Below are 13,037 nucleotides of genomic sequence, written 5' to 3'. Positions count from 1 at the left end.
CGCAGGATGTGTCGATTGCGTATGGCGGTGATGGGTCGAGTACGTGGTCGTATGCCGATGGCACGAAGGTGTCGCGAGAATCGTCGGGTGCGTTGAGTCACCAGAGCACGTCTGATGGGGCGTCGTTCGACCGGTTCACCGCCGATGGTCGGCCGACGCATGGCACGGTGCCGGGGGCCGATGGGCAGCCGGCGCAGAGCGTGGACATCACCTATGGCGGTGACGGCAGTAGCAGTTGGGCCTACGCCGATGGCACGAAGGTTGACCGGGATGCTGCTGGTGGCATCACGCGTGAGGCGACCTCTGATGGGGCGTCGTTCGATCGGTTCACGGCCGATGGCAAGCCGACGCATGGCACGTTGCCCGGCGTGGACGGGCAGCCGCCGCAGGCGGTGAACATCACCTACAGCGGTGACGGGTCGAGTACGTGGACCTATGCCGATGGCACGAAGGTTGACCGCAACGCCGCTGGTGACATCACGCATGAGACGACCTCTGATGGGGCGTCGTTCGACCGTTTCACGCCTGAGGGCAAGCCGACGCATGGCACGGTGCCGGGGGCCGATGGGCAGCCGGCGCAGAGCGTGGACATCACCTATGGCGGTGATGGCAGTAGCAGTTGGGCCTACGCCGACGGCACGAAGGTCGATCGGGATGCTGCTGGTGGCATCACGCGTGAGGCTACGTCTGATGGGGCGTCGTTTGATCGGTTCACGGCTGATGGTCGGCCGACGCATGGCAGTGTGCCGGGGGCGGATGGTCAGCCGGCGCAGAGCGTGGACATTACTTACGGCGGTGATGGTAGTAGCAGCTGGACCTACGCTGATGGCACGAGGGTTGAGCGGAACGCCGCTGGTGACCTCACCCGTGAGGTGACGTCTGATGGGGCGTCGTTCGACCGTTTCACCGCTGATGGCAAGCCGACGCACGGCACCGTGCCGGGGGCGGACGGCGGGGCGGCCCAGAGCGTGGACATCGCCTACGGCGGCGATGGGTCGAGTACGTGGTCGTATGCCGATGGCACGAGGGTTGAGCGGAACGCGGCCGGTGACCTCACCCGTGAGGTGACGTCTGATGGGGCGTCGTTCGACCGTTTCACGGCCGATGGCAGGCCGACGCATGGCACGGTGCCGGGGGCGGATGGGCAGCCTGCCCAGGCCGTGGACATCGCTTACGGCGGTGACGGCAGTAGCACCTGGACCTATGCCGACGGCACGAGGGTTGACCGCAACGCCGCCGGTGACATCACGCGTGAGACCACGTCTGACGGGGCGTCGTTCGACCGTTTCACGGCCGATGGCAGGCCGACGCATGGCACGGTGCCGGGGGCAGATGGGCAGCCTGCCCAGAGCGTGGACATCGCTTACGGCGGTGACGGCAGTAGCACCTGGACCTATGCCGACGGCACGAGGGTTGACCGCAACGCGGCCGGTGACCTCACGCGTGAGACCACGTCTGACGGGGCGTCGTTCGACCGTTTCACGGCCGATGGCAAGCCGACGCACGGCACCGTGCCGGGGGCGGACGGCGGGGCGGCCCAGAGCGTGGACATTGCGTACGGCGGCGATGGGTCGAGTACGTGGTCGTATGCCGATGGCACGAGGGTTGAGCGCAACGCTGCTGGTGACCTCACCCGTGAGGTGACGTCTGATGGGGCGTCGTTCGATCGGTTCACCGGTGATGGCAGGCCGACGCATGGCACGGTGCCCGGCGCGGATGGGCAGCCGGCGCAGGCCGTGGACATCGCTTACGGCGGTGACGGCAGTAGCACCTGGACCTATGCCGACGGCACGAGGGTTGACCGCAACGCGGCCGGTGACCTCACCCGTGAGGTGACGTCTGACGGCGCGTCGTTCGACCGTTTCACGGCCGATGGCAAGCCGACGCATGGCACGGTGCCGGGGGCAGATGGGCAGCCTGCCCAGGCCGTGGACATCACCTACGGCGGTGACGGGTCGAGTACGTGGTCGTATGCCGACGGCACGAAGGTCGACCGCAACGCCGCCGGTGACCTCACGCGTGAGGTGACGTCTGATGGGGCGTCGTTCGACCGTTTCACGGCTGATGGCAGGCCGACGCATGGCACGGTGCCGGGGGCGGATGGGCAGCCTGCCCAGGCCGTGGACATCACCTACGGCGGTGACGGGTCGAGTACGTGGTCGTATGCCGATGGCACGAAGGTTGACCGCAACGCGGCCGGTGACATCACGCGTGAGACCACGTCTGACGGGGCGTCGTTCGACCGTTTCACGGCTGATGGCAAGCCGACGCATGGCACGGTGCCGGGGGCGGACGGGCAGCCTGCCCAGAGCGTGGACATTGCGTACGGCGGTGATGGGTCGAGTACGTGGTCGTATGCCGATGGCACGAAGGTTGATCGGGATGCTGCTGGTGGTATCACGCGTGAGACCACGTCTGACGGGGCGTCGTTCGACCGTTTCACTCCTGATGGCAAGCCGACGCATGGCACGGTGCCCGGGGCGGATGGGCAGCCGGCGCAGGCCGTGGACATCGCTTACGGCGGTGACGGCAGTAGCACCTGGACTTACGCCGACGGCACGAGGGTTGACCGCAACGCGGCCGGTGACATCACGCGTGAGACCACGTCTGACGGGGCGTCGTTCGACCGTTTCACCGCTGATGGCAAGCCGACGCACGGCACCGTGCCGGGGGCGGACGGCGGGGCGGCCCAGAGCGTGGACATTGCGTACGGCGGCGATGGGTCGAGTACGTGGTCGTATGCCGACGGCACGAAGGTCGACCGCAACGCCGCCGGTGACATCACGCGTGAGGTGACGTCTGACGGGGCGTCCTTCGACCAGTTCACGGCCGACGGTAGGCCGACGCATGGCACGGTGCCGGGGGCGGACGGGCAGCCGGCGCAGAGCGTGGACATCGCTTACGGCGGTGACGGCAGCAGCACCTGGACCTATGCCGACGGCACGAAGGTTGACCGCAGCGCGGCCGGTGACATCACGCATGAGACCACGTCTGACGGGGCGTCGTTCGACCGTTTCACCCCTGATGGCAAGCCGACGCATGGCACGGTGCCCGGGGCGGATGGGCAGCCGGCGCAGAGCGTGGACATCGCTTACGGCGGTGACGGCAGCAGCACCTGGACCTATGCCGACGGCACCAGGGTTGACCGCAACGCCGCTGGTGACATCACGCATGAGACCACGTCTGATGGGGCGTCGTTCGATCGGTTCACCGCTGATGGTAAGCCGACGCACGGCACCGTGCCGGGAGCGGATGGCCAGCCGGCACAGGCGGTGGACATCACCTACGGCGGTGATGGCAGCAGCACCTGGACTTACGCCGATGGCACGAGGGTTGACCGTAACGCGGCCGGTGACATCACGCGTGAGACGACCAAGGATGGGGCGTCGTTCGACCAGTTCACCGCTGATGGCAAGCCGACGCACGGCACCGTGCCGGGGGCGAATGGGCAGCCCGCGCAGGCGGTGGACATCACCTACGGCGGTGATGGCAGCAGCACCTGGACTTACGCCGACGGCACGAAGGTTGACCGTAACGCGGCCGGTGACATCACACGCGAGGTCACCGCTCAGGGTGCCGAGTTCGATCGGTTCACCGCCGATGGCAAGCCGACGCACGGCACCGTGCCCGGCCAGAACGGGCAGCCGGCGCAGAGCGTGGACATCACCTACGGCACCGACGGCAGCAGCACCTGGGCCTACGCCGACGGCACCAAGGTCGACCGGAACCCTGACGGCGCAGTGGTTCGGCAGACCACCTCCGAGGGCAGCGTCTTCGACCGGTTCAACGGCGACGGCAGGCCCACCCATGGGACGGTTCCTGGTCAGGACGGCGAGCCGGCGCAGCAGGTCGACATCACCTACGGCGCCGACGGGTCGAGTGTCTGGAGTTACCAGGGCGACGGCTCGAAGGTCTTCCGTGCCGAGGACGGGACGGTGACCCGGCAGGAGCTGAAGGACGGCAGCGTCTTCGACCGGTTCAACGGTGACGGCAGGCCCACCCATGGGACGCTTCCCGGCCAGGACGGCGAGCCGGCGCAGCAGGTCGACGTTGTCTACAACGGTGACGGGTCGAGTGTCTGGAGCTACCAGGGCGACGGCTCGAAGGTCTTCCGTGCCGAGGACGGGACGGTGACCCGGCAGGAGCTGAAGGACGGCAGCGTCTTCGACCGGTTCAACGGCGACGGCAGGCCCACCCACGGGACAATTCCCGGCCAGGACGGCGAGCCGGCGCAGCAGGTCGACATCACCTACGGCGCCGACGGGTCGAGCATCTGGAGCTACCAGGGTGACGGCACCAAGGTCTACCGCAACGCCGAGGGCGACACCACCCGGCAGGTGCTGAAGGACGGCACGACCTTCGACCAGTTCGACGCGATGGGCAACCCCACGCACGGCACCGCGCCGAGCACGAACGGGCAGCCGGCCCAGCAGATCACCATCACGTACGCCCCGGACGGGTCGAGCACGTGGAAGTACGGTGACGGCACGACGATCCGGCGGGACCCGGCGGGAACCGTGACGGGGATGCAGGCCGGCGGGTGGACGTTCGACAGGTTCGACGGACAGGGACGGCCCACGCACGGCAGCGAGGACGGCAAGAACAACGCCGTCGACATCAAGTACTCCGGCGACGGCTCGAGTGTGTGGACGTACCAGGACGGCACAGTCGTCAACCGCAACCCCGACGGGGATGTCGTACTGATGCAGGCCGACGGGTGGATATACGACGCGTTCGACGGTCAGGGCCGCCCGACGCACGGGAGCAAGGACGGCAAGACCGTCACCATCTCGTACGGGGCCGACGGGCTCACCACCATCATGAACGACCCCAAGAACGGGGTGGTCACCGACGGCAAGGGCAACCCGGTCGCCGTCATCGTGGACGGCAAGCGCTACGAGTACGCCGTGCAGATCCCGCTGCTCGGGGAGTCGATCGACAGGGTGCGTAAGCAGCGCGACTCGATCGAAGGCAGCCTCAAGGCCATGGCGATCCACCTGCAGTCGATCTGCGAATCGTGGAACAGCCCGGCGGGGGACAAGTACGAGGCCCTCACCACCGACCTGAAGAAGCTCACCACCGACACCGAGAGCTTGCTCGATGACGCCCTCACGGCGATGCAGAAGTCGTACAACAACTACGTCGGGGCCGAGGGCGCGAACCTCAAGAGCATGACCGCCGAGACCCGGCAGCGCTGAACCGGGGACTGTCGCGGTGTCCCGCAAAGAGGTCACTCGCGCTGTCCGCGCAGGCACCACCATCCTGATGAAGGCAGAACAGCTGTCGACGGCAGCGGAAGAAAGAAGGTGCGATGGACCACATTCTCGTAACACCGGAAATGATCATGGATGCCGCGGCCAGCTGTGACGGGACCGCGACGGATATCGACGGTGAACTGGCCAACCTGCGGTCGATGGTGGTGCAGCTGCAGTCGATCTGGCACGGCGTTGCGGCCGGGCAGTTCGACATCCTCATGCACGACTTCGACGTGTTCGGCCGGATGCTGCACAACGCGCTGACCGACATCGGCAGTGGCCTGCGCGGCAACTTCCACAACTACGTCGATGCCGAACAGGCCAACATCAACAGCCTTGTCGCCGTCAACCAGGACATCCCCGGCGCGAACCTCTAGCCCTCCGCCCCGAGACAGGAGAGATCCATGCCAGATCCCACCACCAGCAACCTGCGCGTCCCGGCAGAGCTGGAGATGGCCGGGCAGACGCTCAACGCCAAAGCCGCCGAAATCGAAGGGCAGCTCGCGGCGTTGATCAGCAAGCTGGCGCCCCTGGAGGACACGTGGCAGGGTCCGGCGCAGTCCTACTACCAAGGTCTGCAGCAGGAGTGGAACATTGCTGCCAACGGCCTGTTCGGCGAGACCGGTGTGCTCGGCAGGATCGCCTCGGCGATGAACCTGTCGTGGAACAACTACGCCGAGGGCGAATGGGCCAACGTGCGTACCTGGTCACAGCGCTGAGGGAGGACCCCATGTCGGACTTGGACCGAATGATGGAGCAGGCGCAGGCGATGCAGGACCAGGTGGCCGCCATGCGCGATCGGCTGTCGGCCACCGAGGTCACCGGCACGGCCGCCAACGGTGCGGTACGGGTCTCGATGACCGCGGCTGGCACCTTCACCGGCGTACGCCTGGATCCGCACCTGTTCGCCGACACCGACCCGGAGGAGTTGGAGGAGCTGATGCTCGCGGCCCTGCAGGACGCCGGCGCACAGTTGCGCGAGGTGACCGAGCGCCGGATGGGCTCGCTCAACGAGATCTTCCAGTCACTCCAGCAGTAGTCGGGTAAACAAGAGGAAGCCGACGCCATGCCGACGTGAGTCGCCGCACCGTCGGAGGCGTTGCCGCACCGACTGCTGCTGCGTGCCGCCGGCGGCGTGCCTGACGAGTTACTCGCTTAAGCCCGCATGCCCTGTCGGACGGGGACGCGGCCGGGGCGGCGGCCGCAGTCTCCGGGCACCGGCCTTACCTGGGACACGGACGACCGGCTGCTGACCGAGGCGTACCCACCCGGTGGCCTGCCGGACGGCCCGCGCGCCGACCCCGCGCCGGGCCTGGCGCTCGCGCCCGCGGAACCGCGCCGGGCCTGGCGCTCGCGCCCGCGGACCCGCGCTCGGAGTGAGCGGCGCCGATCCGGCTGCCCTGCTTGCCCGCCATCCAGTCGGCACGCCATGCCTGGGTGCTGGCGGCAGGAGCCCCAGGTTCTCCACGACCATGTCGTAGTGCGCGTGAAGTTCCGGTTCCAGCTGGTTGACCAGGTCCGGGACCAACGCCTTGAACGCGGCGCCCAGCGTGCTCTCCTCCCCGCCGTTGGCCAATTGCGCCAACAGGTCTCCACCTGCGGGCGCTCCAGCACCGAGGGGATCGCTGGGCCGACCGGCTGCTACGGCGGCCGGCAGGATCAGGTGCCCGGCCGCCGGTCCCGCCGTGACCCGCTGGAGCACGTGCCGGCCGTCCACCGGGCCGGGGCCGAACACCGGCAGGTCCACCCGGGCGGCCAGAGCCCGCAGCGCCGCCACGTCGGTGACGGGTCCGAGGGTCTCCGGGCCGAGCACGGTGACCGTGGTGTTCGCCCGCGCATCGAGCCGGTCCCATGTCGGTTTCTCTCGCCCGCTCAACAATCCAGGATCAACGCGCCGAGGGCGTGCAGCACCGGCTGCCGTCCCGGATTGGCGACGGCCAGCAGGCGCAGACCGTCCATCAGCGTCGTCTTAGTCTCGGGGTGCAGACCCATGGCCGCGGCGTGCACCTTGTCGACCGGCAGGGGCTCACCCCGGGTGGCGCCGTGGACGTATCCCAGCAACCGCGCCATCGCCGCGTCTGAGGCTGTCACGACCGGAAGGCCGGTGTGCAGTGCGGGCAGGGCGCTCAGCACCGCGTCGCCCTCGCCGATCAGCCCGGCGAGCAGCCCGTTCCGGCGGACCGGGTCGGTCTCGGTGAGGAAGGCGTCGCGGATCTCAGCGTGCCCTGTCGCGGCCAGGGTGTCGGCCGCCTCGTCCGCCGCCGTCCGCGTATCGGGCGCCGGACCGATCGGCTCGGAGTCGCTGAGCCAGCGCACCGGGACCGGTTCGCCCGGCACCTGGGGCATCCGGCCGAGCAGGTCCAGCCCGGCCGTGGTGACGGCGGTCGGCACGGCCACCCCGGGCTCACCGACGATGATACGGATGTCTCTGGCGAACTCGCCGGCGCGGATCCGGGTGGCCAGTGCCTCGTCGCTCACCTGCGCAGGGCGCGCCCAGGCGTACCACGGCAGGTCCTCGATCACCCAGCCGTCGGGCAGAGCGTACGTCCCGTCCGGCGACCGCCGCAGACCGAACGGCGCGGGCGGCACGGACCCCTCCGGGCGTACGTGCCACCGCACCGCCCACTGCTGCAGCGTGGGCGACCCGTGTGCGTCGACCGGCGTGGTGCGCCGGACGATCGCCGGGTCGGTGGGCCGCTCGGTGAGCGCGACCGGGTTGCCAGGCAGGGCAGCGGCCGGGTCGAACAGAGCCGTGCGCAGCGCCCCGTCGGTCAGGTGCTGGGCGGGCGTGGCCAGCTGGACGGTCTCCGCGAGCTCGTGCAGCCCGGTGGTCGCCACCGCCTGGCCGCGGAACAGCTCGTCGTACGCGGTCAGGCGGTCCAGCGTGAACGACCGGCCCAGCGCCTCGCTGACCGGCGCCGGCAGGTCGATGGTGGACAGGCCGTCGAAGGCGGAACCGGCGGCGCGCACCTGCTCGCCGAGCAGGGCGTGGTGCAGCAGCAGGACGGGCACCCAGCGCACCAGGTCGGTGAGCGTGCCCTGCAGCCCGTCCACCGCGGCGGCCACCACCGCCGGGGTGTTGCCACCACGTTCGGCCCGGGCCTGCGCGGCGGTGGTGGCCTCTCGGATGCGGGTGTCGAGTTGGCGGGTGATCCGTTGCCGGGTGGCGTCGTCGGTGTCCCGGTCGGGCCGGTGCAGGGCCGCGTGGATGTGCGCACGGGCCTGGTCGACGACCGGGCGCGCGGCGCTCTCGTACGCCGTCGGCGTCGCCTCCAGCAGCGGCATGGTGCCGTCGCCCTCGGCGGGTGTCTTCGCGTAGACGTGCCGGCGCAGCGCCTCCTCGGTGAAGTACCCGGGGATGCTGGCCTTGACGGTGGCGGCCAGCGTCTCCCACTGCTCCACTCCCGCCGGATCCGCCGACTCGTCGAAAGCCGTGCGCAGCCTGGCCTGGGCGTCGTCGTAGAAGGCCTGCACGGCCGACTCCGGCACATCCCGGTCCGCGTCGCGCGCCTCGAGCACGGCGCCCTGCACGGCCGCCTCGTGGCGGTGCGCCTGCAGATAGAGGAACGCGGTGCCGCGTACGGCGGTCAGCAGCTGCTCGTAGCGCACCTGCCACTCGTGCTCGGCCGCCTGGAATGCCGGGTCGTCGCCGCGGGTGCCCGCAGCGACCACCGGGGCCCACACCTGGTCGAACAGGTGGCTCCCGGCGGCGATGAATTCCGCCCGGAACCGGTCGGCCACCTCCGCGGGCCGCCCGTCGAGCGACGCGACCTGCGGGCTCCGTTCGGTCCGGGCGGCCGCGTCGGTCACCGCGTCGCCGAAGTCGCCGACGAGATCGGGCCGGAGCTGCTCGACGAGCCGCGCGGTGCCGATCCGGGCGGCGTAGTCAGTCCGCAGCGCGTACTGCCGCGCCGTCCACTGCTGCGTCCGCGCGGCCTGGTTCAGCGTGGAGATCTCGGTGTACGGGTCGCGCAGCTCGGCCAGGGCGTCGTCGAACGCCTGTTGCTGCAACGCCTCCAGTCCGACGAAATGCCTGTCGTGCGCGGCGAGGTGCTCGCGGGCGAACTGCGCACCGAGCAGCCGTACGGCGTGCGTCGACATCGTGGCGTCGAGCGCACCGGGCCGGCCGGCCCGGTCGCCGAGGAAGCTGTGGAAAGCCCGCGCGGCGTCCTGGGCAGCGGCTACCGCCAGGCCTGCGGCGACCAGGTCAGCGCGCAGGTCCGTCCATTGCTGGGCCGCGTACTCGTCCCAGTCGTCGCCGCCCAGCCGGGCCTGGGTCGCCTGCATACTCGTGCGGAAGGCGGCCTGCATCGTCGCCAGGTGACCGGCGGGCACGTCGTTGTACTCAAGGGTGCTGACCGCGCTGCGGAAGATGTCGTCCGCGAGCTCGGCGACGGACTCGTCGACCGTTGTGCCGGCCTCGGCCTCGACCGGGGCAGGCCGGGCGACAGCCGCGTCCAGCAATGCGGGCAGCTCGCGCGCGGCCCGATCCACCTCGGTCGCCCAGCCGCGACCGACACCGCCGGTCTCCCACAGTTGCCGCCAGGACCGCGCGGTGTGGGCGTCGAACGTGGCGCGTACGGCTGGCAGCACCTCGTCGAAGCGGTCGGCCTGCTCCGGATGCGCGTCCCGCCATTGCCGGACGGCGGCGTGGAACCGGCTGTCCACGTCGAGCCCGGCGGCGTGCAGCTCCTGCTCGGCCACCGCGGCCTCGGTGAGCTGGCCGGCGTCGGTGTGCAGCCGGAGGTCATGGCCTGAGGTCGGGTTCGTCGAAGCGCCGTTGCTGGTGCCGAATCGGTACGACGTCGCGGCTGGTGCCCCGGCCGGGGCGTCGGTGAGGGCGGACGCGAGCAGGCTGATCTGCGGGTTGCCGGGTAGGCCGGTGAGTAGCCGGTCCGCGATCTGTTGTGCGCGTTCCGGCGTGATCGGCTGGCGGGTGCCGACGAACTCGACGGTTGACACGGGCTGCGACGGGTGCAGCTCGGTCAGTGCTGCCCGGATGACCGCAATGCTGGTCACCGAGCCGTCGACGACGATGGTCAGGTCCGGGCCGGGGCGTAGCACCAGCCGGGTGGGCGCCATCCCGGCGTGGAGGTGCACGACGTTGCCCTGCACGGTCATCGAGAGGCCGTCGGGCATCGCGTTGACGTAGGGCGCCTCATGGGCAAGCGGCGCGCGCATCGGTACGGCCGGTGCCGGCGGCGGCGTCGGGGCCACCACGACCGGCGGTGCCTCCGGTTTGGCCACTGCTTCGGCCGGCGTGCCGGGGGTCGGGGCAACCGGGAGGTCGTGGCCTGGGGTCGGGTTCGTCGATGCGTCGTTGCCGGCGTCGAACCGGTACGACGTCGCGGCTGGTGCCCCGGCCGGGGCGTCGGTGAGGGCGGACGCGAGCAGGCTGATCTGCGGGTTGCCGGGTAGGCCGGTGAGTAGCCGGTCCGCGATCTGCTGTGCGCGTTCCGGCGTGATCGGCTGGCGGGTGCCGACGAACTCGACGGTTGACACGGGCTGCGACGGGTGCAGCTCGGCCAGCGCCGCCCGGATGACCGCAATGCTGGTCACCGAGCCGTCGACGACGACGGTCAGGTCCGGGCCGGGGCGTAGCACCAGCCGGGTGGGCCCCATCCCGGCGTGGAGGTGCACGACGTTGCCCTGCACGGTCATCGAGAGGCCCTCGGGCATCGCGGCGACGTAGAGCGCCTCATGGGCAAGCGGCGCGCGCATCGGTACGGCCGGTGCCGGTGCCGCCTGCGGCGGCGTCGGGTCCACGACGACCGGCGGTGCCGTCGGTTTCGCCACTACCCGCGGTGTCGCCACGGCGTCCACCGGCGTGGCGGGGGCCGTGTCGTGCGCCGGGGCAGCCGGCGTGGTTCCTGCCGCGTGCCCGCCGGGCGTCGGGTCGGGAGTCCGCACCTCGGTGCCGGGCGTCTGTTCGGGCCGCGGCTTGCGAAGCACGTTGCGCGGCGCCTCGTCGGGGGTGCCGAGCACGACCTGACCGTCATCGCCCCTGGTGATGGTGCGGGCGGCCGCCGCCTCCGCCGGACCGCCGATCCCGGCACCGGGACCCGTCGCGGGCTTGCCACTGCCCAGCGTGCGGCCCGGATCGGGCCGCTCGCCCGGCGCGCCGGCGTGGGTGCGGGCATCCCGCGCCATCGCGGCGGCGCTGCTCTCCGCGGTGCTGGGCGGCTTGACGAAGGTCAGCGCGCCGTCGTCCGTCTGCGTCGCCGATCCGTGCGACGGGCCGCGGTTGGACAGGCCGCCACCCCTCGAACCCGGAGCACCGCCGCCCCCCGAACCCGGAGCACCGCCGCCCCCGCCGAACGAGTGACCACCGGTGGGCCGGGCACCGTCCATGGTGATCGCGCCGGACTTGGGGTCGAATCTGATCTGGTCGGAGGTGATTGCTCGAGGGTTCGCCGGCACGAGAGTGCCGTCCGGCAGCATGCGCAGCGAGTCGATCCCGCTGCCGCCGCCCTTGCCGCCGGTGGCCGTCCACCGGTCGATGGCCACCGACCGGGTCTGCGTGCCGATCTCGGCCACTTCGAGTGACGTGGTCGGCACTTTCACCGGCTCTGCCGTGCCGTTCGCCTCGTTCCAGCGGTAGTGGGCGCTGTCCGGCGGCGTGCCCTGGCCGGTGCCCTCCCTGTTGAACGACGGGTTGTCGGCCGGCTTGGCAACCGTGACGGGCGGGGCGTCGGGGGCCCGGCCCCAGCCCTTCGGCGGCGCCGCCACGCCCTCGGTCCTCCCCAACGGCGTCCACTGGTGGGTCGCTTGGTCCTTGACCAGCAGCGACGTGGGCTCACGCTGGAAGAACAGCTCCTTGCCGTCGAGCCTTTGCCCGATCGACTGAGGCTTGCTGACCTGCTCGGCCGTGAATCTCTCACCCGGGCTGATCGGGCGCGACTGCCAGCCGTGGCGCACCCCCGGCCCGTCCAGGTCGTGGAAGCTCGACTCGCCGGGCCGCGGCTTCACCGGCGGCCCCGACGCGAGCGCCGGCGGCTTCTGGAACGTCAAAAGGTCCACGGTGCCGTCCGGGTTCTGCCGGAGCATCTGCGTGGGTCGGGCAGCCTCGGCTGGACGAGCCGCCGGTGCGACCGGGTTGACGTCCCACGACCTGCCGTCGGCGGAGTAGCTGAGGATCCGCTCCTGCGACTTGCCGCTCAACGGCTGCGAGTGCAGGACGTTCTCGCCCGGGCGCAGCGTGGTCGGGCCCATCGTGCCGTCGGCGCGCAGCTCGGTGTAGGAGAACGACGTGTCCGGGCCGGTGGCGGGTCGCTGGGGGGCCGGGTCCGCGGGCGAGCGGCCGGTGCCCTGCACCGGGTGCGCATCGCCGCCGAGCCGTCGCCCCTCACCCGCGAACACCGGCTCCGCCGAAACCCGCACAAGATCGGTACGCCCGTCGGGGCCGGTCTGCAGCAGTTGACGCCCGGGGGTCGGGGTGCTGGCCCGGGGCGTGGCCGTAGGCACCGGAGCATCGGCCCGGGTGGCCGCCGGGTCCGGCCGCAGCGGCACGGCGCCGTGCTCGATCCGGGCAAATCCCGCGTCCGCCCGCGCCGGTGCGGGTGGAGCCGACGCGTCCAGCAGGCGCGAGTCGACGCGCGTCGCGGCCGACCGGTCGGAATGCCCGGCCACCGGCGTGTCCACCTCACCCGGCCGCGGCGTGGGCCCCGCGAGGTCCTGCTGGCGGGCTGGGCCGGCGGTGGTGTCGCGGGGTGTGTCGAAGACCTTGACGTGTTGGTCGCGTAGTTGCTGGGGGGTCGGGTGTGTGGCGGTGGTGGCGGTTTC

Annotated in this window: 6 protein-coding genes; 4 read left to right on the top strand and 2 right to left on the bottom strand. The window is 70.9% G+C overall.

The features are described from left to right. The first annotated feature begins 92 nt into the window (after positions 1-92). The 4 genes from ABZT18_RS04270 (at position 93) to ABZT18_RS04255 (ending at position 6,294) form a co-directional block, all read left to right on the top strand. Entirely contained in the window at positions 93-5,198 is a 5,106-nt protein-coding gene (locus ABZT18_RS04270) for a hypothetical protein (protein WP_355250404.1), read from the top strand. 113 nt (positions 5,199-5,311) lie between these two features. Next, positions 5,312-5,632: a WXG100 family type VII secretion target gene (locus ABZT18_RS04265; RefSeq protein ID WP_354992343.1), complete on the top strand. Its 321-nt coding sequence runs from the start codon at positions 5,312-5,314 to the stop codon at positions 5,630-5,632. 27 nt (positions 5,633-5,659) lie between these two features. After that, a complete protein-coding gene (locus ABZT18_RS04260; RefSeq protein ID WP_354992342.1) occupies positions 5,660-5,974 on the top strand; it encodes a WXG100 family type VII secretion target in 315 nt (104 codons plus the stop codon). A gap of 11 nt (positions 5,975-5,985) precedes the next feature. Beyond that, entirely contained in the window at positions 5,986-6,294 is a 309-nt protein-coding gene (locus ABZT18_RS04255) for a YbaB/EbfC family nucleoid-associated protein (protein ID WP_354992341.1), read from the top strand. Between the two features lie 108 nt (positions 6,295-6,402). On the opposite strand, the gene ABZT18_RS04250 is transcribed toward ABZT18_RS04255, so the two are convergent. Continuing rightward, positions 6,403-7,131, bottom strand: a complete 729-nt coding sequence (locus ABZT18_RS04250; RefSeq protein WP_354992340.1) for a hypothetical protein — start codon at positions 7,129-7,131, stop codon at positions 6,403-6,405. Then, on the bottom strand, positions 7,128-12,884 hold the full coding sequence (locus ABZT18_RS04245) for a hypothetical protein (protein WP_354992339.1): 5,757 nt from the start codon (positions 12,882-12,884) through the stop codon (positions 7,128-7,130). The genes ABZT18_RS04250 and ABZT18_RS04245 overlap by 4 nt, the downstream gene beginning before the upstream one ends. Positions 12,885-13,037 lie beyond the last annotated feature (153 nt).

Source organism: Micromonospora sp. NPDC005291, assembly GCF_040607415.1.
Taxonomy (GTDB): Bacteria; Actinomycetota; Actinomycetes; order Mycobacteriales; family Micromonosporaceae; genus Micromonospora.
The sequence above is the reverse complement of the archived record's forward strand: the minus strand, read 5'-3'. Positions and strand labels throughout refer to the sequence as shown.

Excerpts from the sequence above, each read along its gene's own strand:
- ABZT18_RS04265 (WP_354992343.1), top strand. The coding sequence starts at position 5,312 with ATGGACCACATTCTCGTAACACCGGAAATGATCATGGATGCCGCGGCC.
- ABZT18_RS04260 (WP_354992342.1), top strand. The coding sequence starts at position 5,660 with ATGCCAGATCCCACCACCAGCAACCTGCGCGTCCCGGCAGAGCTGGAG.
- ABZT18_RS04255 (WP_354992341.1), top strand. The coding sequence starts at position 5,986 with ATGTCGGACTTGGACCGAATGATGGAGCAGGCGCAGGCGATGCAGGAC.